A 23,144-nucleotide genomic window follows, 5' to 3' on the forward strand; every position below is an offset into this window, starting at 1 on the left:
TCCACCTCAAATTTTAAAGACAATCCTGCCGACAGGCTTAACGATGCTTAAGGGTAAACAGCACACCATTCACCATATACCAGGCGTAATAGTAATAGATTTTTAAAGGATTGTTTTTATAGATAATTCTTAATAATTCAAGGTGCCACTGGGCCGCTTTGTTCTTATTACGGGAAAGGGAATCGCCTAATTCGTAATAGTTGACCAGAATCGTCTGAATTACGCGCGCCTGCTTATAGCGGGTGAATAATTCATACAAAAACAGGAAATCTTCGTGGCCTTTGCGCTGGAAGAAAAGCCCCTGCGGCGGACGGCGGAAACAGACGGAGGAGAAGCAGACGCGATACTGCTTCTTCACAAAGTTTTCCTGCTGCAGGTAAGGTTTGCCGTAGGTAATGTCGTGCTCAGCCTTGCGGGTTTTATAGTGATATTCGGTAATCACAAAATCATCGCCGGCCGCGATGGCAGCGACCTGCTGGGTCAGTTTATCCGCATGCCACTCATCGTCGCTGTCGAGAAAGGCGATAATCTCTTCAGTGGCCGCGCGCAGCCCGACATTTCGGGTCTCTGCTGCGCCCATGTTGACCGCGTTATCCAGAATGGTAATGCGCGGATCCTGACAATGCTCACGCACAAATTCCAGCGAGTCATCGGTCGATTTATCGTTGACCAGATAGAGATGCCAGTCGGTATAGTGCTGATTGATAACCGATTGCACCGCGCGTAACACCGTCTGACGTGCATTATACATAGGCATGACAATGCCAACGGTTCCAACAGAAGTATTCATCTTCAACCCTGAATTAATCGTAAAAAGAGTCGCTCCTGGCATCAGATCAGGAGCAGAGCGAGGCGCGGCGCGCGTCAGGAGATCGCTTTCTCACCGCCGAAACGTGCTTTGACCTTGTCTTTAACCCGGTTCATAAAGTAAGCACGGTTGTCTTTGTTGGTGAGGAAGAAGTAGCGCGCAAAGCTCAGGCTTGCCATCAGCGACTTACCATCCATCTTGTAGCGCAGCGGCAGCTTAAAAGCTTTGTAGGTGTGGATGTCACGCGGGGTCAGATGCGGCTTCATGGTATCGAGCCAGAACATCGAGTACTTCACCGACTCGCCTTTGTGTTTCGAGCCAAACTTAGTGACCAGATGGTAGTTCGCCAGCGGTGCGGCGATCATCACAAAGTCATAGCCCATGCGGTCGGCACGTATGCAGAAATCATAGTCCTGATGACGGATGTAGCGGGTATCGAACTGAATTTTTGCCGCGTCTTCCCGCTTCAGCACAATGGTGCTGGTCTGGATAAAGCCGTAGCAGCCGAACAGATACTCCGCGACCGTTTCATTTTTGCCTGGCGGCTGCATCGGCATCACTTTCAGGAACGTGCCATCCTGATAGATATTCACCTGGCTGAAAATGACGAAATTCTTTTTGCCCTGCCCGTCCAGCTGAGCAATTTTTTCGCTCACCTGCTGCAGTTTGTCCGCCGCCCACTCATCATCGGCGTCAAGGAAGCTGACATAGTCACCGGTCGCCAGCTCAATGCCTTTGTTACGTGCACCGGCTCCGTTGAGTTTGACCTCGGAGAGCACCAGATTGATATCGAGATCCCGGTAGCGTTCGCTGCGCACCACATCCGCCAGCGCGGCGGCATCCGCAGATTTATCATCAACGATGATGACTTCGAAATTGCGATACGTTTGTGCTTTAACGCAATCCAGCGTCGTGACAATCGATTCTGACGCGTTATAAGCCGGAATTACGATGGAGAAACGAATGTCCTTCATTGCCAGCACCTCATTAAAGTAGTTCAAAAATAAACAGTTCATTCGACAACGGTCGATGAAAAACCTGTGTTCTGACCGGCGACCGCCCCTGGGTGAAACTCGTCACCCAGAGGCGGTCGTCAGATTGATTAGTGGATCAGCCAAAACTCCCGCGCCACTTCATAACCGGTAACGGCCTGTTTGGTTGAAATGGTGTTGTAGTAGAGGTAATAGAGCAGGAAGAACACCAGCATGGCATACAGCGCTGGCTTCCAGGATCGCCTTGCCTGATAAATCAGCGAGGTCAGGATGATCGGCTCAACCTGCTGCAGATAGTTGGACAGGCGCGAACCTGACGGGAAGTTGTACAGGAAGATCCTGATCGCCCCGCCGATGGCAAAACTTAAAATCAGCAGATAGTTAAGGCGATACTGGGCGTAATTCTCGCGCTTCAGCTTATCGGTCAGCATGAAATAGAAGAAGACGAACACCAGCATGATGTTTTTCAGGTTCGATACGGCCAGGATGCTGCCACCCATTGCATAGGAGGGGTCATTGTTATAGCCCGAAGCCCTCTCTCCCAGCGATCCCAGATGACCGGCAATCAGGGCAATAAAGCCCGAGCCACCCACAACCGATAGCGGCAGACTGGCAACGATGATAATGACCGGCCACCAGCGCCAGTCCCGGATAAACAGGAACGGCACAAGCGTCACCACCATGACACCGGTGTTATGGCTCGTGAACGACAGAATAAAGAAGGCAAATGCCCACCAGTAGCGCTTGAGATAGATCGACCAGAGAACGCCAAGGAACAGCGCAGAACTCAGGCCAAAGCGAATCTGGTTAATGTCTTTGTTGATAAAGATGTGCGCCGAATAGAGCACCAGCGCCAGCACCGGATACGGAGACATCTTCCTGAAAAACCAGGTATTGATGGAAACGGCAATGGCGCAGAAGACAAACAGGAAGATGCTGGCATTGTGCGAAAACAGGCTGGTGAGCCAGGCCATCGCAAAAATCAGCGGTTCGTAACGGAAAAACGCAACGGTATTAAAGAAGCCATTAATCTCAATACGTCTTACAAAGTCTTCGAAGAAGCTCCGGTACTGAAAGTCATCCATGCCGGTACCAAGACCGCGTATTCCCCCGAAAATAATCAAAGTCACGGCGGCAAAACAGAGTAGCCAGGTCAGAATATAATTTGTGCGTTCGTCTTTTTTTAGCGCTATTTCAAACAGCGAAAGCAGCAGTAAAAAGCCTGATACATACCAATATGGAGCCATGGTGTGATTCCTTAATTCCACAAGTTCTCATGCCAGCAATAATCACGTTTCGCCTTCCCGACTGGCTTTACAGCGAGTCTGATTGCACGGTCACAAATTGCGTGCGGGCGATGCCTGCTGGTGATGAATTCTGTTGAGTGACGCTCGCCATGCGATTTATAGATGTATCGCTTTTGTGGGTTTGGACAGAATAACCTGTGTAAATTGATGCGTGTCGTCATTCAAAGGGACGATAAAAAGGGGCGGTCAGACCGCCCCCTGTTTTATTGCTCAATGATCAGCTTTTGTTCGTCTTGCCGTAGTCATAGGCATAGTAGTCATACCCATAGCCATACGCATTAGCGGCTTTACGCACCACGGCGTTGAGGATCACACCTTTAATCTCAATACCGTTCTGGGCAAAGCGTTTGAAGCTGACGTCCACTTCTTTGGTGGTGTTGGCTTCGAAACGCGCCACCATCAGTGAGGTGCCGGCCAGCTTACCGATGATGGAGGCATCGGTGACGGCCAGGATTGGCGGCGTATCGATTAACACCAGGTCGTAGTTCTTGCTCGCCCACTCCAGCAGCTCACCCATGCGACGATGCATCAGCAGCTCAGACGGGTTCGGCGGAACCTGACCACGTGGCAGGAAGTCGAAACCGTACACGCCCTGCTGAATCAGCGCCGGGCTGAACTCAGTTTTACCGGACAAGACGTTGGACAGACCTGATTTGTTATCTGCGCCCAGCAGTTCGTGGGTATAACCACGACGCATGTCGCCATCGATAAACAGAACACGCTGACCCGCTTTCGCGACCAGGGTCGCCAGGTTGGCACAGATAAAGGTTTTACCAATACCCGGGCTGGCACCGGTGATCATCAGAATGTTGTTTTTCGCTTCCATCATCGCGAAGTGCAGGCTGGTACGCAGGCTACGAATCGCTTCGATGGAGAGGTCAGTCGGGTTACCCAGCGCCAGCAGCGTTTCGTGCGGATCGGTTTTCACCTTGCTGCCACGACGCGCCAGGGCTTCGGTATCCTTCTTACGCTGCCAGTCTGACAGTGGAACGCTGGCATAGACATTCATGCCCAGCTCTTCCAGCTGATCCGGGTTCTCGATGCCGTGATGCAACAGCGCTTTCAGCAGAACCAGACCCACTGACACGAACAGACCGAAAATCAGGCTCGCGGCGATGATCAGCAGCTTCTTCGGTGCAACAGGCGAGTTAGCGGTCTGCGCGCCATCGATGATGCGGACATCACCCACGGTGCTCGCTTTACTGATACCCAGCTCCTGCTGACGGTTCAGCAGCTGCATGTAGATCTCCTGACCAGACTGAACGTCACGGGTCAGACGCAGGATTTCCTGCTGAGTCTGTGGCATGCCAGCAATTTTCTTGTTCAGCTGAGCCTGCTCACCTTCCAGCGTTTTGCGTTTTTCAAGCAGCGCGCGATACGTCGGGTGATCTTTGGTAAACAGCTGAGAGACTTCAGCTTCACGGAAGGTCAGTTCGTTCAGCTGACTCTGCACGCTGACAGAGGAGTCCAGAGCGGATTTCGCTTCCAGTGACAGGTCAACAGATTCGTTCTGACGACGGAAGGTGTTCAGCTTGTCTTCCGCTTCATCCAGCTTGCTGCGCACGGCAGGCAGCTGAGTGCGTAAGAACTCCAGGCTTTTCTCTGCCTGCGCTGACTTGCGCTCAACGTTCTGTAACAGATAGTTATTCACAATCTGGTTCAGCACTTTGCTGATCTGCTCTGGATCTTCACCCAGATACTCCAGACCCAGCACGCCGGTATCTTTACCTTTGTCTGCCACGGTCAGGTTAGAGAGCACTGAACGGATCGCCTGCAGGTTATTCAGCTTGGTCACGGTGAAGCTGGTGCCTTCATCAGCGTGAATCTCGCTGACCAGCATGCTGATGTCGCCGTGCGACTCCAGCTGGCCGACTTTACCTTTGAACAGCTCATCGCCATCTTTTGAGACGGTGTAGCTATCCGGACCGGTCACTTCCAGTTCAACGTTACGTTTGTCGATAGTGCGTGGGATTTCCAGGCGCGAAATCGCGATACTGGCGGGTTTGTTGCCCATCAGGCGCGACAGACCTTTACCGATAACCGGGAAATAGTTCTGCTCAACGACGGTATCCAGACCCAGATCGTCAACGGTTTTGCCGATGACCATACGGGATTCCAGAATCTCGATTTCCGTATCAGAGGCTGGTGTCGGTGGCAGAATGCTGTCAATTTCGTTCAGAACGGTGCTGGCATTCTTCTGCTCAACCTGAACTAACGCATCTGCGCTATAAATGGGTGTTGCAAACAGTGTGTAGAGTGTTCCCGCCAGCATGAAAAAAGCGGTAACGGCAACAATGATCCAGCGATGATCAATTAGCTGTCCCACAAGATGCGCCAGATCCCATCCATTCGAATCCTCTCCCGGCGCGGTTCTGACCTTATTTTTTATATTCATGGATAATCCCAACTATCGGCTTAATACGTTCACCCACTTCTGGGTAGCGTTTTCCAGTAATCCGTAAATCTCTTCAAAGGCCTCACGGCTTTTTCTGTACGGATCCGCAATTTCTTTCTGATTGAGCCAGTGCCCAAGCAGCATGGTTTTGCCACGCGCGGCCGGGTCGATGCGATTCACCTGTTCAATATGTCGCTTTTCCATCACCAGAATCAGGTCAACGTTGCGGCACATCTCTGCCGTCAACTGTTGCGCCTCATGTCCTTCCAGCGACAGACCCTGCGCAGCAGCGACTTCAGACGCCGTCTTGTCGGCCGGGTGGCCGACCAGCGCCCCCAGGCCGGCAGAGCGAACGTCTAAATCAGGCAGCGCACGTTTAAACAGGCGCTCTCCGGTAGGAGAGCGGCAGATGTTGCCAACGCAAACGACTAACACGGACTTAATCATGATGGGACCTTAATTACCCCAGGTACGGATACGCGATGCGGCCTGTGTTGCATCGTTGATACCTGCGATGGTCGGTATCAACTGCCCAATCACACGGTTCCAGCGCGTCAGCGGCGTAGAGGTGACATAAACAATGTCGTAAGGCTGGAGCTGGAAATCGGTTCCCATCACCATGGATGCCGCATCTTTGGTGTTCAACTGATAGATGTTGGCAATCTTGTTGCGATCGGTGCCGTGCAGTGGACGGATAACGAATACACCGGTGGCGTCAGAGGTGGTTTGATCCATCCCGGCCGCATTGCCCAGTGCTTCCGCCAGCGTCATGCCGCTACGGTCCATTTTCAGGGTGGTCTGCTGCTTCACTTCACCCATCACGAAGATTTTCAGATCATCGTTACGCGGAACGTAAAGAATATCGCCTGGATAGAGGAGGTGGTTCTGGCTCAGGTCACCATTCTGCATCAGTGCCTGCAGAGAGATACGCTGTTCACGACCGTTGTGCGTCAGCACCACGTTGCGCCAGTCAGCATCAGCGGCCAGGCCGCCAGCGGCGTTGATCGCATCCAGCACCGTCAACGGAACGTTGGTGATGGGCTGCTGACCAGAAGTGGTCACTGAACCCGTCACATAGGTTTTCTGTGATTTGAACGAGGCGATGCTGACATCAACCTGCGGGCTTTCAATGTACTGAGCCAGACGACGTGACACTTCGTCACGCACTTCGCCGACGGTACGGCCCGCTACACGCACACGACCGATGTAGGGATAGAAAATGGTGCCGTCAGAATGCACCCAGTTACCGGTGTCGCTGGCGCTACGGTACTGACCCGCTGGGGTGGTCAGTTCCGGGTGATCCCAGACCGTTACGGTCAGGACATCGCCCACACCGATACGGTATTCGTAGTTCTGAATTTCGTTCTGCAGGGCAGGATTCGTCTGAGCCACCAGTGGCTTCGGACGCATCCTTTCAACCAGTGAAGGCGTTAACGGGAAGACGTTGACATATTTATCGATGTCAAAGTTGCTATCCTGCTGTTCAACAACATCTTTTCCTGATGTAGAAAGGTGAGAACCTGGTTCGATCGTACACCCGCTAAGGAATGTGGCGGATACCAGCAAGGGTATCAATTTCATTTTGATTGTAATCATTTAGATCTTCGCTATCAGTTATTTATTGATAGAGGCGAAACCGCCGCTGTGTAAGCGTCCAACAAAAAGTAAATCCTACCTGACTTAAGCACTGAACCTGTCGTTCATTATCCTTGCTCCACTTGTTATAAGTAGCGGCCATCTACCAGGGTGTACCCTGAACGCCACGCATCATAGCGGACTATGGATGCACAGCGATATCCCTGATGATGGCCACTATCAACGACACGCCTGACAACGGCAAAACACCTCTGAGCGCGCGTTAACGCGCTCATTCCGACTCACGATTAATAGGCACCATCGCGTTTCAACACCACGCCCACTGTTTTAAACAGAATCGCGATGTCGTTCCACAGTGACCAGTTTTTCACGTACCACGAGTCGAAATAGACGCGGGTTTCATAGTCAACATCATTACGACCGCTGACCTGCCACAATCCCGTCATGCCTGGCTTTGCCATCAGGTAATAATCAACATCACCGGCATAACGACAGAGTTCATCTTCAATGACCGGACGCGGTCCGACCAGACTCATATCACCGCGCACCACGTTCCAGAGCTGAGGGAGCTCATCGAGGCTTGTTTTACGGATGAAGTGGCCCACTTTAGTAATACGTGGATCATTTTTGAGTTTGAAATCTTTATCCCATTCCGCACGGGCAATCGGATCAGTGCGCAGCACCTCTTCCAGCACTTCTTTTGAATTAATGACCATCGAGCGGAATTTCAGACATTTGAATTTACGGCCATTCATTCCCACACGCTCGTGACCATAAATCGGTGGTCCACCGTCACGACCCACCAGGAAGCCCAGTACCAGCAGCGCTGGCATCAGCATCAGGATAATCGAGAGCGCACCCACGATATCGAATGCCCGCTTCAGGAAGCGCGACGTGCGTTTAGCCAGGTTGTTCTGAACCCGCAGGATCATCACTTCATGGCTGAAGATATAGGCCATGTCGGTACCGTAGAGCGGAACACCACGCAGGGTTGGGATCACTGACACTGAACGGCAGTTGTGCATCGCCAGCGATTTAAGCCAGACATCACGGTACTGACTCTGCTCATACTCAACCGCAACGATAAACTGCGTTTCGCTGTTGGTGAGGCTCCAGAGCTCCTGCTCGTCGCGCAGCACCGGCACGCCGTTCATGATCTCCTGCGGACAGGTTCCATCAACGTCATAGAAGGCGATAACGTCAAAACCCATGACCTCTTCGCTTTGCAGTGCCTGCCAGGCTTCATGCGCATTTTTGCTGCTGCCGATAATAATGGTCTGTTTTTTCCACAAGCCATTTTTATTCAGCAGACGTTTAGAAAGCGCGCGGCAGGTCGGAATTAAAATCAGCGCCAGGATCCAGGTCAGTAACCAGACGAAACGCGACATCTGCCACTGCGACAGGGCGGTAATCGACAGGTCGATAACAGAAAATATAAGAATGGTACGAAAAACTTCTTTTAATTCGAACCAGAAAGGTTTGCGGTAAGTGTAGTGACGCAGCCTTACCCAGAACCAGCCAATACAAATTACCGACAGACAAATGTGTGTGGCAATTTTTAAATTCATTTCTTTTTCAGAAATATCTGCCAGCGGCGAATCTGACTGCAAATTAATTAGCATCATCGCCAAAAAGAACGCTGCGTTGAAACAAATTAAGTCTGAACATGCCAGCATTAATTTGGTAATAAGACTTTTAAACGTAAATTCTGTATCGCGCATATTTAACTCTTTATTTTATTTCCTTAAACCCGCAACGGCTATCGCCTGTTTAATCATTAAGCGACGAAACCTCTCCAGAGTGAGCCGTTTCTAAGGGGAGCTCCTGCGGCGTTTACGCCAATGATCTTAACCATGAAACCAATAATATCGTGATGAATACCAACAGATTACTCTGACTTAACCACCGCCAGCGCTGCTCACTTTATCAACAAAAACGCGATTCGGGCACGCTACCGCCCTTGGCTGTCGCTGCCAATATCGCTGTCATCATTCATAATGCTCCCCGTAATGTGTTAGCGTTACCGCAACGCATCATACAGACGTTCACAGGCGAATTACTCATTCGTGACATTGCGATTAATGTCGAATAGGTACGCAGATTACGACTCTGGGGCAGAGTTTGCTAACTTGTTGCTATACTAGTTATTACTGGCTTGTTTACAAGCAGGTCCCGCCATCCCTGGACTATTTTAGGAAAAAGACTACCAGCAATTAGTATTGAGGCCTGACGGGCAGTGCAATCCTTTCTTCACAATTCGGATTAATGCCATACTCCCGATGAGATAAATCGCATAAGCCCGACAGGTGAATATCTCTTTCCTGTCAGCCAATGACTAAGAATTATCTCTACTGCGCCCTGTGAAGTTAATCAAAGCGTCACACTATTATGTTCATATTTTGCACGATATAGCGCGGTTATCTGAGAACATGCCCCCTGCCCTGCCATTTGTACGTGGCTTCGCACTCCACTATCATCAGAGAAAACTCAATTTAAGACATTCAGGTGAACAACGCATGCTGGAGGTAATTGCAGATCCCTCGCTATGGGCGGGATTAGTAACGCTAATCGTTCTGGAACTGGTTTTAGGCATCGACAATCTGATCTTCATCGCCATCCTGGTTGAGAAGCTTCCAGGGCCGCTTCGCGACCGCGCGCGCGTGATTGGACTGCTGCTGGCGTTATTGTGCCGATTATTGCTGCTGGCATCGCTTTCCTGGCTGGTTACGCTGAAAGAACCCTGGATTACGCTTATGGGCCACCCCTTCAGTGCGCGCGATTTACTGCTGCTGACAGGCGGGATTTTCCTGCTATTTAAAGCCACCACAGAGTTGAATGAGCGTCTTGAAGGGGATGATGAGGCGTCCGGTCAACAAAAAGGCGGCGCTAAATTCTGGCCGGTGGTGGCGCAAATCGTGGTGCTGGATGCCATCTTCTCGCTGGATGCGGTGATTACTGCCGTCGGCATGGTTAATGACTTACCGGTCATGATGATTGCGGTCACCATCGCCATTCTGCTGATGCTGCTCGCCAGCAAGCCGTTAACCCGCTTCGTGAACAACCATCCTACGATTGTGATCCTCTGCTTAAGCTTTCTGCTGATGATCGGCTTCAGCCTGGTGGCGGAAGGCTTTGGCTTTGTGATCCCCAAAGGCTACCTCTATGCGGCAATCGGCTTCTCGGTGGTCATTGAGGCACTGAACCAGCTGGCACACTTTAATCGTCGTCGGGTGCTGTCGGCCGGTCGTCCGCTACGCCAGCGCACGGCGGAAGCGGTGTTACGGCTGCTGCGCGGCGCCGCAGAACCGGCGGAGCTGGATGCGAAAACTTCGTCACTGATTGCTGACAGCGATGACAGCATGCTGTTTAACCGGCAGGAACGGGTGATGATTGCCCGCGTACTGGGCATGGGTCAGCGCCACATTAACAGCATCATGACCTCGCGCCACGACGTCGAACATATCGATCTCAGTGATGATCCGGCAGAGATTATGTCGCGCCTCGACCGCAATCAGCACACGCGAATACTGATAACGGATCACTCCAGCGAACCGCTGGGCGTGGTTCACGTTATCGATCTGCTGCACCAGTCACTGCACCACAATTCCCTGGATTTACGCGCCCTGATTCGACAGCCGCTGGTCTTTCCTGAGCGGCTGACGGTGCTGCAGGCGCTGGAACAGTTTCGTCAGGCCCATACTCACTTTGCCTTTGTGGTTGATGAGTTTGGTTCGGTGGAAGGCGTGGTGACGCTGAGCGATGTAATGGAGACCATCGCCGGCAATCTGCCGAATGAGGCGGGTGAAATCGATGCTCGCTACGATATTCAGATTCAGGATGAAGGTCACTGGATTGCTAACGGTCATATGCCGCTGGAAGATCTGGCGCTCTATGTGAAATTGCCGCTCGATGAGCAGGGTGACTATCATACGCTGGCGGGATTACTGATGGATAAGCTGCAACACATCCCTCAGGAAGGCGAAGTGTTGCAACTGGGTGACTATCTGCTGCGAACGCTGCAGGTCGAAAATCATCGGGTGCAGAAAGTCGAGATCCTGCTGCAGCCCGATATCAGTTACGAGGTCTGAGTGGTTAGCTGGCAGAAGGAAATGCGCCCGCTACGGGCGCATGATTTTCTTCAGGTTCTCTTTGTTCTCGCCCTCTTTCTGGCGATCGATCCACTGATTCAGCCGTGATTTCGCCTCACTCTGCAGCCGGTTACGCAGAACGTCATCCACCGGCAGAGAGTATTGCAGGCTGTCCCAGCGACCATACATGCGCAGCGGAACCGGCTGACTGGAGAGCGCTTTCACCAGCGCATCATCGCCACGCCAGCCGCTGATTTTCAGCCCCAGGGTCATATCCAGCTGTTGCTGCACCATGTCAACTTTGCCCGCACCCTGCAGGCCCAGATTCTGGCCGTTGCCATTGATATCGCTGAAGCTGAGTACGCCCTTATTCAGCGCCACCTGTGCGCTAATCGACTCAATCCCCTCATCCACCGCCTGATCGCTGCTGACCTTATCGCTGACCCGCGCCACGGCACGCTGCACCATCTGCTGCAGATTCAGCTCTGCCAGCTTCAGGTTGCTGGCGCTGATGGTCGCCCTGCCCTGCCAGCGATGTTTGGCTGCTTCGACCGTCAGCGTATCACCCGACAGGTCGCCATCCAGACTCAGGTTCCCCTGCACACTTTCCGGCAGTTCAAACGCTTTAAGCAGCGGCTGAATCGCAATTAAACGGAGTTGGGGTTTAAGGCTGACCCGCGTCTCTGGCTGACGGATATCGATACTGCCGGGAATGGAGAAGCTGCCATTGCCCAGCTTGCCGCTGAGCGTCTTCAGCGTCATCACTCCCTGCTGATTGCTGGCGTTCACCGAAAGACTGGTCAGAGAGAGTCCGCGCCATACCGCATTGTCAGCCTGTAACTTCAGCGCCAGATCCAGATCATTCAGCGGAGAGTCGGCGTTGCTGCGTTCCCGCGGCGCAGCAATCACCGGCGAACGGGCCACGGTGGCGTGCTGCACGCCAGGTACGTCAGAGACGGACGCACTGGTGAGTAAATTATCGACGTTAAGGTTGCTGGCTTTCAGATCCAGCGCCAGCTGCTGCGGTGGCGCAATATGGCCACTGCCCTGCCCGGTCAGGGTGCTGTCATTGGCGGTGAGCTGCAGATTACTGAAGGAGAGCTGCTGGCGGTCACCATCCCACTCGCCCTGCAGGCTCAGCGAGCCTTTGATCCCCTGTGCCGGAATATCGGCGCCGGACAAGGTGTAATCAAGCTGCTGCAACTGGCCGCTGAGGCGATGGGGATATTGCGCGGCATCCAGCTGGCCTTTGAGATTCAGTGTGGCGTTGCGCTGGTTGCGCATCAGCGTAGTGCTCAGCGACAGGGTCGCCAGCTTGTTCGCGTCCTGTTCCATATTAATGTTGAGGTCGCGGAAATTATATTCGTCGCCGCCTGGCTGCTGCCAGATCAACAGACTGTCTGCTACCCGCAGTTTAGCGATATCGAATGACCAGCCGCTGGAAGGCGAAGCCGGCTCCGCATCACGCGGACCCTGGGGCGCATTTCTGGCACGCTGCGCGCGGCTATCTGGCGTCACCCGCACTATCGCATTTTTCAGCATCACCTGGCTGACGCTGAGCTGATGGGATAACAGTGGCCAGAGATCAACATCCAGCCGCATGTTTTCCGCCGAGACCATCGGCTGGCTGGCGCCCGGCGCGGTAAGACTCATCCGGCCGGCCAGAATGCTGAGCTGAGGCCAGACGTGCCAGCGCAGATCGCTGCTGACCTCAAGGCGATAACCACTGCGTTGTTCGACCTGCTGCACCATATAGGCACGAAAGTCGTTGGGATTGACCAGCAGCACCAGCGCGCTCATTCCCGTTACGACCACCACTAACAGGATGGCCAGCGTGGTTATCACTCTTTTCATTACATCCTCAGATCAGTCTTTGTCGATACGGCTGGCATCAGCGCCCTGCTGACCGCGATATTTCGCATCTTCACGCCGGTTGTAGGGACGCGCAGCCGGGCCTGAAAGCGGTTCAAAACTCAGCGCGCCGATCAACATGCCGGGACGCAGAGCCAGCGGCAGTTTACCTGAATTGTAGAACTCCAGCACGATACGGCCCTGCCAGCCAGGATCGATGCGGTGAGCCGTAACGTGTACCATCAACCCAAGTCGCGCCAGCGATGAACGGCCATCCAGCCAGCCGACCAGATCGTCAGGCAGCGTCACGGACTCCAGCGTCACCGCCAGCGCCAGCTCTCCCGGATGAAGGAAAAAGGCTTCGCCATCAGGCAACACGATCTCATCGCTCATGACCCGATCCAGTGCCGCGCTCACTTCCTGTTTCGGGCCGCTCAGATCGATAAAGGCCGCGGTATGACCGCTGAAGGTGCGGAACTGATTACCCAGACGCACATCGACGGTCGCCCCGTTAATGCGCTCGACCGGCGGGCGTGGCTCAATGGCCAGTTTGCCATTGTCCAGCCAGGCTTCAATATCGCGATCGCATAATCTCATTGCGGTAACTCCATGGCATAAGTGTAGCAAACCGGCATGCGTGCCTGCCGCCGGTCTGCACCACGTCCGGACGGACGTGCGTTATTCAAAAAACTGGTTGATTTTCGCCTTGAGGATATCGATGGCGATACGGTTTTTTCCGCCGCGCGGCACAATGATATCGGCGTACTGTTTTGATGGCTCGATAAACTGCAGGAACATCGGACGCACGGTCTTCTGATACTGACTCATTACCGAATCCATTGAGCGGCCACGCTCATTGACGTCACGTTTCATACGACGCATCAGACAGATGTCGAGCGGCGTGTCCACGAAGATAGAGAAGTTGAGTTCCTGGCGCAGACGGGCATCGGTTAACAGCAGAATGCCTTCAAGGATGATGACCTTTTTTGCGCTCAGATGATGCGTTTGCTGGGTGCGGGTGTGCTCAACGTAGCTGTAGACCGGCAGCTCAATATCCTGACCGGCTTTGACCGCCTGCAGATGCTGCAACAGCAAATCATGATCCATCGCGCTCGGATGGTCATAATTGGTTTTAACCCTCTCTTCCATGGTGAGGTGACTTTGATCTTTGTAATAAGCATCTTCCGGGATGACCCCGATGTGCTCGCCACCTACCTGATCACGGATTTCACGATAGAGCGTGCTGGCAATTAAACTTTTACCGGATGCGGAAGCGCCGGCAATGCCTACAATCACGCACTGATGAGACTTGTCAGTCATACTTTTTTAAGACCTGATAACTGGAGCCTGCCACTGGTCACACATTACGCGGGCAGCGGACGGGCCGAAATGGAGAGGGTGTGTTCGCGCTAAGTATAGGGATTTCGGCCTTTTGATGCCAGAGAAATGGCGTCGGCGACTTTTCAGACTTTCTCCTTTGGACGCCACTCATTTCACCGATAAACTAGCGGCACACCATACTATAAAAAAAATGGCCTGCGCGGCACGCTGTTCAGACAACGCGTGTCGCTAACGTGACGACCGAAGATGCATCAGGAGTGGTATGCACTGGAAGACTTTGACCTATTTTGGCGACAGCATGCTGTTGATTCCAACAGCGGTGATTATTGCGCTGATTTTGCCGTGGAAGAGTGATAATCGTCATACGGTCTTTTACTGGATTGTGGCATTTGGCCTGGCTGGCCTGACCGTCAGCATCTCTAAAATTCTGTTTCTGGGGTTTGGCATCGGCAGCGCCCGCTTTAATTTTACCGGTTTCAGCGGTCATAGTGCCATGTCCGCCACGCTGTGGCCGGTCATGCTGTGGCTGATTTCCGGGCGCTGGTCCGCGATGTGGCGCATTGCGGCGATTGGGGTTGGCTATCTGATTCCCCTGATGGTCGGTTTCTCCCGCCTGGTCATCCACGCACACTCAAAAAGTGAGGTGGTCACCGGGCTGCTGCTGGGCTTCACGCTGAGCACGGCGTTTCTGATATCCCAGCGTCGCACCTCGCTCAAAGGCTTCAGCTGGCCGCAGGTCGGTGCTGCGCTGTTAGTGCCGTTTGTATTGATGAGTCACGGTCGTGTCGCCACCACGCAGCAGTTCCTGGAGCGTTTCGCCGCCAGCCTTGCGGGCATGGAGAAACCCTATACCCGCGCCGATCTTTTCCGCCAGTAATCAACGTGCTGGCAATCAATCTTAGCGTGCCCGTCAATTCGCCGAATAACGGGCAATATTGATTTCACCCCTTTTTTCTTTGCCGGATGTGATAGCATGCAGTGAGAGAATGACTGGTGCCTGATACGCCATTGTGGAGCGCTGCACCCTGCCGGAAGTCCGCATGACGATAGAGATCCTGTCCCCGCAAAATAGCACGCCAAACCGCTGGCTCTCGGCGCTGCTCCTTGGCTGCGTGGTGTTTGTCCTGACACTCTTCTGTCTGGAACTGATCGTCGTCAGCGGCAAAATCTCCCCGCTCTGGTTTCCGACTACGTTAATGACCGTCGTGGTTTTCCGCTGCCCGTCACGCCAGCTCCCGCTGCTGCTGACAGCCTGCGTGCTTGGCACCGCCGGGGCTAATGCCATCATCATCGGGCCTGCCCTCTCGAACATTAAATTCGCCCTGCTCAATCTTATCCAGGCCGGTGTGGGTGGCATGCTGCTGCGCGCCCTGCTGGATCGGCGCGCGCCGCTGGATTCGCTGCATGACTGGGCTCGGATGGTACTGTCGGTGGGCATCGTGACGCCGGTGCTCGGCGGCCTGCTGGCACTCTGGACGCTTCAGGTCACCGGCCACGCCTCATTTCCCTTCTTTTATACCTGGGTGATCTCCGAAATCATCGGCATGCTGGTGTTAGGCCCGATGCTGTTACTGCTGCCGTGGCCGCTGCGTCGCACGGGGTTCAGCAATCTGCGCCTGGCCGAAGCTCTGCTGACGCTTCTTCTCACCCTCGGGGCCAGTTATCTGGCGCTACGCTTTTTGCCGTGGCCCTTTACCTTTATCGTGGTGATCCTCTTCTGGTGCGCGGTTCGCCTGCCCAAGCTGCAGGCGTTCGTGCTGTTCTTCCTGAACGCCAGTTTTATCTCGATACTGCTCGCCTTTGATCTGGTCACCGTGGTGAACAACAACAGCGCGCTGGGCCCGGTCTCCAGCTGGCTGCCGTTCCTGCTGGTGCTAATCCCCAGTCACATTATGTCGCTGGTGATGGATGCGTTCCGGCGCGAAAAGCTCCATATCACTGACAGTGAAACCCGCTTCCGTCACGCAATGGAGTACTCCGCCATTGGGATGGCGCTGGTGGCGCCCCACGGCAGCTGGTTGCAGGTCAACCGCTCGCTGTGCCAGATCCTGGGCTACCCGGCTGAGGAGCTGAAGCGGCTGACTTTTCAGCAGATCACCCATCCCGACGATCTCAGCCTCGATTTGCAACATGCGAACCGACTGCTGGCGGGTGAGATTGATACCTACACCTTTGAGAAGCGCTATTTCCGCAAAGATGGCGAGATTGTCTGGGCGCGGCTGACGGTATCGCTGGTGCGCGATGGTAACCAGGAACCGCTCTACTTTATTGCGCAGATTATCGATATCTCTGAGCTGAAGCAGAGCGAGCAGGTGAATCGCCGGCTGATGGAGCGTATTACGCTGGCCAACGAAGCGGGTGGCATTGGCGTATGGGAGTGGAACCTGCTGACCGGCGAGATGTTATGGGACAAGCGCATGTACGCGCTGTTTGGTCTTGCCCCGCATGAGTCACCCAGCTATGACCTCTGGATCCATCTGCTGCATCCCGCCGATCGCGAGTATGCCGCACTGACGGTGCAACAGGCGATTGAGCTTCGCAGCGCGTTTCACATGGAGTACCGCGTGGTCGATGACCAGGGACATCGCTGGGTGCGCACTCAGGCCAACCGGCTGCTAAGCAAAGAGGGGCGCATTGAGCGCATGCTGGGCATCTGTCAGGACATCACGCCGCTACGCAATCTTAACGAGGCGCTGTTTCAGGAGAAAGAGCGCATGGCGATCACCCTGGATTCGATCGGCGAAGCGGTCATCAGCACCGATAAAGAGATGCGCGTTGCCTTTATGAACCCGGTGGCGGAAAAAATGAGTGGCTGGTCGCAGGAGCAGGCCGCCGGTCAGCCGCTGAGTGAGCTGCTGCATATCACGCAGGGACGTAACGGCCCTGAGGTAGAGAGTTTGCTGTTATGCCAGCTGCCGCCGGAAAAAGTCACCCCCGGTCTCGCTGAAGATCTGGTGCTGCATACCCCGGACGGCGGCCATATCGATATTCACTACAGCATCACGCCGCTGCGTTCGGAAGCGGGTCTGGAACAGGGGGCGGTGATGGTCATTCAGGATGTGAGTGAGTCACGCAAACTGATGAAGCGCCTGAGCTACAGCGCGCTGCATGACACCCTGACCCGTCTGCCTAACCGCGCCAGCTTCGAACTTCAGCTTAAGCGTCTGCTGTTTGATGCCGCTGAACATCAGCATCAGCACGTGCTGGTGTTTATCGACCTTGATAAGTTTAAAGCGGTCAATGACAGCGCCGGGCATGCTGCAGGCGATGCGTTACTACGCGAACTCTCCGAACTGATGCAGCACCCTCTGCGCAGCAGCGATTTCCTTGCGCGACTGGGCGGTGATGAGTTTGCACTACTGATGCCCGATTGCGATATCGCACAGGCACATGATGTGGTGCAGCGCATTGTCGCCGCGGTAAATGATTACCGGTTCCAGTGGCTGGGACGCCTCTATCAGGTCGGTGCCAGCGCGGGCGTGACGCAGATTTCAGCAGAAAACTGTCAGAGCAGCGACGTGCTTTCGCAGGCGGACATCGCCTGTTACAACGCCAAACGCAGCGGGCGCGGACGGCTGGTGGTCTACGAACAGCATCGCTTACCGCTGTCGGGCAACCATCAGGGTATGGATGCGGCGATGATTGATGCGCTGCAGATCGAACTGCCCGCCTGGGCCGTTGCGCCGCCAAAAACGCCGCAGGCCGCCTTTATCTGGCTGCTTGAGGTGCAGCTGTTAACCGCTGACGGGTTGCTGCTGGATGAGACACTGTTACGCAATAACCTGCCTGATGAAACGCTGCGTCGCCGGCTGGATAATAATATTCTTGAGGCTTTTTTCCGCCACGACGTGCAGCGGCTCAATAACAAAGGCATTCCGGTGATTCTGCCGCTTAATGCCCAGGTACTGAGTGATGCCGCCTTTGTGCAGCAACTCTGTCAGCGCTTTGTCGCCGCCGGACTCTCCAGCAGCGGCTGTGGTTTTGCTTTCCCTGCCGCCAGCGTGCTGAGCCAGGGCGATCAGCTCTATGCCGCGCTGCTGCAACTGCGGCAGTGCGGCTGCCGCATCGTATTGCAGCATTTTGGCCGTAATCTGGATGCTTTTAATCTGCTGAGTGACGAGGTGGTCGATTATCTGGTGCTGGCGCCTGAACTGGTTGCCAACGTTCACAATAATCTGATGGATGAGATGCTGCTGACCATCATTCAGGGCCAGGCAACACAGCGCAATATCTCGGTGCTGGCCGGTCCGGTTTCGGTACCGGCCCTGCTCAGCACCCTGGCTAACCTTGATGTTAATGGCGTCTGGGGCAGTGCAGTGGCGGAGCGCCAGCCGTTGCGTTCACTGGCTGAAGATCACATCTTCGCTATTCGTTAATTCCGGCGCTGCCCGCTTGCCACCCTGCTGAAGCTGCGCTAAAGTCGCCCCCTTTTTTCCGGCATGGGGGCGAAAATGTTCATAGGATTCGATTACGGCACGGCTAACTGCTCTATTGCAGTCAGCGAAAATGGCACGCCACGTCTGTTAACGCTGGAAAATGATCAGCGCCTGCTGCCGTCGATGATCTGTGCGCCGACCCGCGAGTCGATCAGCGAATGGCTCTATCGTCATCATCAGGTCGCGACACCTGACAGCGAAACCACGGCGCTGCTGCAGCGCGCGCTGCGATATAACCGCGAAGAAGATATCGACGTCCAGCCCAATAGCGTGCAGTTTGGCCTTACCGCGCTGCAGCACTATATGGTCGATCCCGAAGATGTCTGGTTCGTTAAATCCCCCAAATCGTTCCTCGGTGCTACTGGCCTGAAGCCACAGCAGATTGCCCTGTTTGAAGATCTGGTCTGCGCCATGATGCTGCACATCCGCAAGCAGGGTGAAAGCCAGCTTGATCAGGCTATCGATCAGGCGGTAATCGGCCGACCGGTCAACTTCCAGGGTTTAGGCAGTGAAGAGTCTAACCAGCAGGCTGAAGGTATTCTGCTGCGCGCCGCTCACCGCGCCGGTTTCCGCGACGTGGAGTTCCAGTTCGAACCGGTGGCAGCCGGACTCGATTTCGAAGCCACGCTGCAACAGGAGACGCGGGTACTGGTAGTGGATATTGGCGGTGGTACTACCGACTGCTCAATGTTGCTGATGGGGCCGAAGTGGCGTGATAAAGCTGACCGCCGTGAAAGCCTGCTGGGCCACAGCGGTTGCCGTGTCGGCGGTAACGACCTGGACATCATGCTGACGTTTAAGACCCTGATGCCGCTACTCGGTCTGGGCGGTAACACCCAGAAAGGCACCGCCCTGCCTGCGCTGCCGTGGTGGAATGCGATCGCCATCAATGATGTGCCGGCACAAAGTGACTTTTACAGTCCCGCCTGCGGAAAGTGGCTGCGGGATTTAGTGCGTGATGCGGAACAGGGTGACGTGGTGGCTCGCCTGCTGAAAGTGTGGCAGCAGAAGCTCAGTTATCGCCTGGTGCGCGCAGCGGAAGAGAGTAAGATTGCGCTGTCAGCCAGCCCGGCGCATACCGCCTCCCTGGACTTTATTGCCGCCGCATTAGAGACAGAGATTGGCGTGGATCAGCTGCAGGACGCCATCAGTCAGCCGCTGGAGAAAATTCTGGAACAGGTGCAGCTGGCATTAGCCACCAGCCAGATTAAGCCTGATGTGATTTACCTGACCGGCGGCAGTGCGCGTTCGCCGTTGCTGCGCGCGGCGCTGCAGCAGACGCTGCCGGATACACCCATTGCGGGCGGCGATGATTTCGCCTCCGTCACCGCTGGGCTGGCACGCTGGGCGGAAGTGATGTTCCGTTAATTCTGCTTTACGCTGCGCTGCAATAAAAAAATGGCACCTGAGGGTGTAATGCCAGTCAGTTAAGCGACAGGTGATAACGCAGTCTGGTGCCGCGCAGGGGCTGGCGGTCCTCGCGCCGCTGCGCGGTTCCTTCACTTCATTCCTCTGCCTGACGGACCGCCGGGGATGGCACATCCTGTGCCGCCCCGCCTTTCGCCCGCGTCCTGCGGGCTCTCCTGGCAGACTCATTCTGTTCAGCGCTGCGGATTGCCTGCCCCTGCCCGGCATCAGCCTGCTCTGAAACTTCAGTGTGTATTGTTAAAAAGGGCACGAGAGTGGAGGCCTGAGCGCCTCTGCTGCTGAAAGGGCTATCCGCAGCGCTGAGGTGCTCAGGCCCGCACTGCGGCTCGCTCGCCCGGAAAATCAGAAGGCAATATTGGCGCTGATACCGCCGATAAACGCATCTTTCACTTCACTGACTGCGCCTGGTGCAACCACATACTGCAGGTTAGGTCGCAGTGACATCCAGTTAGTTACTTTGGCGTTGTAGTAAACCTCATAGTTGTACTCTGAACCTTCCTGAATCGGCAGATAGGTCGGGCTGTCAAAGCGGCTCTCGCCATTAGCCTGATTCTGCTGACGCAGTGAGCGGGTATAGTCGCTGTTCACATGAATCCGTGACGCGCCCACGCCGATCTCATCCTGAGGACGGGCATCAAACGGGCCTGTCCAGGTAAACGCAATAGACTGGTAGTTGTCGGTCTTTGAGGTCTTGTGATCGTTCATCACCGCCTGCACCCGCACGCCCAGACCGCGATTCACATCGCCATCCTGCGCGGTCAGCTGTTGCTGTAACAGCAGATAGCCGCCATAGGAATGGGCCTGATCCTGATAGCCGCCGTTGCGCCAGCTGCCATAAACATCGCCATCCACTGAGGAATAGTAATAGCCGATGCGGTAGTTACCCGGTAATTTCTCCGGCCCGAAGGTTGGTTTCCAGCCCAGTTCGACCGGCACCAGATTCCCTTCTGAATTGCTGGTATCCAGGCGGAAACCATCACCGCGATCGTAGTTAGCGCGGTTCTGATTATAGAAACCGACCTGGAAGAAAACGTCCGGCGTGATATTGAATTTCACCCGGCCGCCCCACTGCGACACAGGCCAGTTAAACCAGCGATCGCCGCGCCAGTTACCCGCCTGCCCGCTGCCCAGCGCCAGGTTCTGGAACAGATTGCCATCGAAGTTATCGAAGTCTTCCCCTACCGTCACCCGCCCGGCTTTCACATCGACCACATCGTTAAACAATCCTTTGCGTAACCAGAACTGGGTCAGACGCCAGGTCTGGCCGCGACCGTAAACCTCCTGCACCGAGGAGAGCATACCGGTGCGTTGATCCGCGACCTGTTCAGAAAGATTCTGTCCGTTACGACTGGTCACGGTCATCTGGAACTCGGCATCCTGCCAGTCCAGCAACTTCTGCAGATCGAAATTGGTCCCAAACGACCACTGATCGCTGTAGCGCATGGTGGTATTGGTATCTGCCCCGCCGCCTAAATTCGCGGCGCTTTCCATGGTGTAGTTAACGTCAAACTTAATGCCGTCGTCCTGCAGCTGCGTTCGGTACCCGCCCCAGTCACCAAACATCCATTCGGAGTCCGGGCTCAGGGCGTCAGCGGCCAACGCCTGCGCGGAAAACATGGCCAGGATCAGGGTGCCGGTTGCCACACGGCGCAGCGGGAAACGCTGCTCTGCTTTTCTGTTTTTCATCTTGCTTATTCTTATGTAAGTTACGGAAAATGACGCGCAGAGGATAGTGCTGGATAACCTCTGTTTTTTGTAAATACGTGCGCATAATTACCCGTAACATCCGTTTATTAACGCATTTGTGATCGGGATCGCTGATTGGTTATTCTCTGGGCGGGGTGCCAATTTTTTGACAGGTGCAGCGTAAAAAGGGGCGCTATCGCCCCTTGTGTTTACTGGCTTGCCTGATTCAGTTGTTCAATCTGCGCCGGGGTCAGCGTCAGCTGCATCGCGCCAGTCAGATCGTCGAGCTGTTTCAGCGAGGTGGCACTGACAATCGGTGCGGTGATACCGGGACGGGCGATCAGCCAGGCCAGCGCCACCTGCGTCGGCGTCACCTGATGCGCTTCGCTAATAGCATCCAGTGCGTCCAGGATCCGCAAACCGCGCGGGTTAAGGTATTTATCTACGACACCCTGACCGCGCGCGCTTTTACCGGCATCCGCCGCCTCGCGATATTTGCCACTGAGAAAGCCGCTGGCGAGTGAATAGTAGTTGATCACGCCCAGCCCCTGCGCCATCACCACCGGCTCCAGCTCCGATTCATAGGGCTGGCGGTCATAAAGATTGTATTCAGGTTGCAGGGTTTCATAGCGCGCCAGCCCCTGCGTTTCACTGACCTGCAACGCCTCCTGCAGCCGTGCCGCGCTGTAATTGGAAGCACCAATCGCCCGCACTTTGCCCTCTCTGATCAGGCTGTCAAAGGCGCTCAGGGTTTCCGCCAGCGGCGTATCCTGATCGTCGCGGTGCGCCTGGTAGAGATCGATATAGTCGGTCTGCAACCGGCGCAGTGAATCTTCAACTGCCTGACGGATATATTGCGGTTTCAGCCCGGTTTTCTCCGGCGACAATTCCATGCCAACCTTGGTTGCCAGCACGATCTGGTCGCGTTTGCCGCTTTTTTTCAGCCATTCACCCATAATGGTTTCCGATTCACCGCCTTTATTGCCCGGTGCCCAGCGGGAATAGACGTCGGCGGTATCGATAAACCACAGGCCTCGATCCACCAGCGCATCCAGCAGAGAAAAGGAGGTGGTTTGATCCACTGTCCAGCCAAACACGTTGCCGCCAAACGTCAGCAACGGCACCGCGATACCACTGTCACCCAACTGCCGGGTTTGATTCTGACTCATTTCCTGCTCCTTATTTGCCTGAAAAAACCGTCTGTCTTTCAGCATAG

Annotated in this window: 16 protein-coding genes; 4 read left to right on the top strand and 12 right to left on the bottom strand. The window is 54.7% G+C overall.

Annotated elements, in window-relative coordinates:
• Positions 1 to 37: 37 nt before the first annotated feature.
• From AC6I8B_RS12825 to wbaP, 7 genes are all read right to left on the bottom strand, one after another.
• Positions 38 to 790: a glycosyltransferase family 2 protein gene (locus AC6I8B_RS12825; RefSeq protein WP_010670978.1), complete on the bottom strand. Its 753-nt coding sequence runs from the start codon at positions 788 to 790 to the stop codon at positions 38 to 40.
• Positions 791 to 864: 74 nt separating this feature from the next.
• On the bottom strand, positions 865 to 1,782 hold the full coding sequence (locus tag AC6I8B_RS12830; RefSeq protein WP_157352607.1) for a glycosyltransferase family 2 protein: 918 nt from the start codon (positions 1,780 to 1,782) through the stop codon (positions 865 to 867).
• Between the two features lie 128 nt (positions 1,783 to 1,910).
• A complete protein-coding gene (locus AC6I8B_RS12835; RefSeq protein WP_010248137.1) occupies positions 1,911 to 3,047 on the bottom strand; it encodes an EpsG family protein in 1,137 nt (378 codons plus the stop codon).
• Between the two features lie 277 nt (positions 3,048 to 3,324).
• Positions 3,325 to 5,502: a tyrosine-protein kinase Wzc gene (gene wzc / locus AC6I8B_RS12840; protein ID WP_010248139.1), complete on the bottom strand. Its 2,178-nt coding sequence runs from the start codon at positions 5,500 to 5,502 to the stop codon at positions 3,325 to 3,327.
• Between the two features lie 12 nt (positions 5,503 to 5,514).
• Positions 5,515 to 5,949, bottom strand: coding sequence for an arsenate reductase/protein-tyrosine-phosphatase family protein (locus AC6I8B_RS12845; RefSeq protein ID WP_010248142.1), 435 nt, complete (start codon positions 5,947 to 5,949; stop codon positions 5,515 to 5,517).
• A gap of 9 nt (positions 5,950 to 5,958) precedes the next feature.
• Entirely contained in the window at positions 5,959 to 7,098 is a 1,140-nt protein-coding gene (locus AC6I8B_RS12850) for a polysaccharide export protein (RefSeq protein ID WP_010248145.1), read from the bottom strand.
• Positions 7,099 to 7,385: 287 nt separating this feature from the next.
• Entirely contained in the window at positions 7,386 to 8,819 is a 1,434-nt protein-coding gene (gene wbaP / locus AC6I8B_RS12855; RefSeq protein WP_010248148.1) for an undecaprenyl-phosphate galactose phosphotransferase WbaP, read from the bottom strand.
• 795 nt (positions 8,820 to 9,614) lie between these two features.
• Here wbaP and AC6I8B_RS12860 point away from each other — a divergent pair.
• Positions 9,615 to 11,186 carry a TerC family protein gene (locus AC6I8B_RS12860; protein WP_010248151.1) on the top strand — a complete coding sequence of 524 codons (1,572 nt, stop codon included), beginning with the start codon at positions 9,615 to 9,617 and terminating at the stop codon, positions 11,184 to 11,186.
• Positions 11,187 to 11,216: 30 nt separating this feature from the next.
• On the opposite strand, the gene asmA is transcribed toward AC6I8B_RS12860, so the two are convergent.
• The 3 genes from asmA to udk all read right to left on the bottom strand — a co-directional run bounded on the left by asmA (position 11,217) and on the right by udk (position 14,357).
• Entirely contained in the window at positions 11,217 to 13,040 is a 1,824-nt protein-coding gene (gene asmA / locus AC6I8B_RS12865; RefSeq protein ID WP_157352609.1) for an outer membrane assembly protein AsmA, read from the bottom strand.
• A gap of 12 nt (positions 13,041 to 13,052) precedes the next feature.
• Entirely contained in the window at positions 13,053 to 13,634 is a 582-nt protein-coding gene (dcd, locus tag AC6I8B_RS12870) for a dCTP deaminase (protein WP_004571280.1), read from the bottom strand.
• A gap of 81 nt (positions 13,635 to 13,715) precedes the next feature.
• Positions 13,716 to 14,357: a uridine kinase gene (gene udk, locus AC6I8B_RS12875; RefSeq protein WP_010670982.1), complete on the bottom strand. Its 642-nt coding sequence runs from the start codon at positions 14,355 to 14,357 to the stop codon at positions 13,716 to 13,718.
• Between the two features lie 283 nt (positions 14,358 to 14,640).
• Between udk and AC6I8B_RS12880 the strand changes: the two genes are divergently transcribed.
• The 3 genes from AC6I8B_RS12880 to yegD all read left to right on the top strand — a co-directional run bounded on the left by AC6I8B_RS12880 (position 14,641) and on the right by yegD (position 20,182).
• Positions 14,641 to 15,255 (top strand): phosphatase PAP2 family protein, encoded by a 615-nt coding sequence (locus tag AC6I8B_RS12880; RefSeq protein WP_010248160.1) that lies wholly within the window; start codon positions 14,641 to 14,643, stop codon positions 15,253 to 15,255.
• Positions 15,256 to 15,418: 163 nt separating this feature from the next.
• Positions 15,419 to 18,754 (top strand): diguanylate cyclase, encoded by a 3,336-nt coding sequence (locus tag AC6I8B_RS12885; protein WP_157352611.1) that lies wholly within the window; start codon positions 15,419 to 15,421, stop codon positions 18,752 to 18,754.
• 75 nt (positions 18,755 to 18,829) lie between these two features.
• Positions 18,830 to 20,182 (top strand): molecular chaperone, encoded by a 1,353-nt coding sequence (gene yegD / locus AC6I8B_RS12890; protein WP_010248167.1) that lies wholly within the window; start codon positions 18,830 to 18,832, stop codon positions 20,180 to 20,182.
• 402 nt (positions 20,183 to 20,584) lie between these two features.
• Here yegD and AC6I8B_RS12895 read toward each other — a convergent pair whose 3' ends face one another.
• The gene (locus tag AC6I8B_RS12895) at positions 20,585 to 21,928 is read right to left on the bottom strand and encodes a carbohydrate porin (protein ID WP_033778772.1); all 1,344 of its coding nucleotides are present in this window, start codon (positions 21,926 to 21,928) and stop codon (positions 20,585 to 20,587) included.
• Between the two features lie 209 nt (positions 21,929 to 22,137).
• The gene (locus AC6I8B_RS12900) at positions 22,138 to 23,097 is read right to left on the bottom strand and encodes an aldo/keto reductase (protein ID WP_010670985.1); all 960 of its coding nucleotides are present in this window, start codon (positions 23,095 to 23,097) and stop codon (positions 22,138 to 22,140) included.
• Between the last annotated feature and the right edge of the window lie 47 nt (positions 23,098 to 23,144).

It is taken from the genome of Pantoea sp. X-Soil-ISGK-285 (assembly GCF_059730815.1).